General features: G+C 68.9%; 1 protein-coding gene. It reads right to left on the bottom strand.

The features are described from left to right. A partial coding sequence (locus tag IFY26_RS17590; RefSeq protein WP_232550304.1) for a transposase occupies positions 1–357 on the bottom strand: 357 nt, incomplete at both ends.

Here is a 357-nt window from a genome sequence, read left to right as displayed (position 1 = left end):
CGCTGCCGCGGAGGTGTTCGAGTCGGCCGTTGAGGGCCTCGGTGGGCCCGTTCGACGTGCCGGGCCGGTCGAAGTAGGCGAGGACGTCGGCGGCCCGGTTCTTCAGGGTGCGGCCGAGGGTGATGATCTCTGTCAAGGCGCGGGGGACTCCGCTGCTGATGGCGTCGATGAGGGCCTGCATGAGCGTGCGCCCCTTCGCGCGGTCGGGTTCTCGGTAGGCGGTGATCATCTTCTGGTAGATGGCCCAGGTGGCTTCGACCTCGACGTGTTCATCGCCGGCGAACAAGGCCTCCAGGCGGGTCTTCTGCCTGGGGGTGAGGAGGTCCAGGCCGGTGTGCAGCATCCGACGGGCGCGGT

The sequence above is a fragment of the Propioniciclava soli genome (assembly GCF_014858005.1).
Classification (GTDB): Bacteria; Actinomycetota; Actinomycetes; order Propionibacteriales; family Propionibacteriaceae; genus Propioniciclava; species Propioniciclava soli.
Note: the sequence above shows the minus strand (reverse complement) of the source record. Positions and strands in the feature narration are given on the sequence as shown.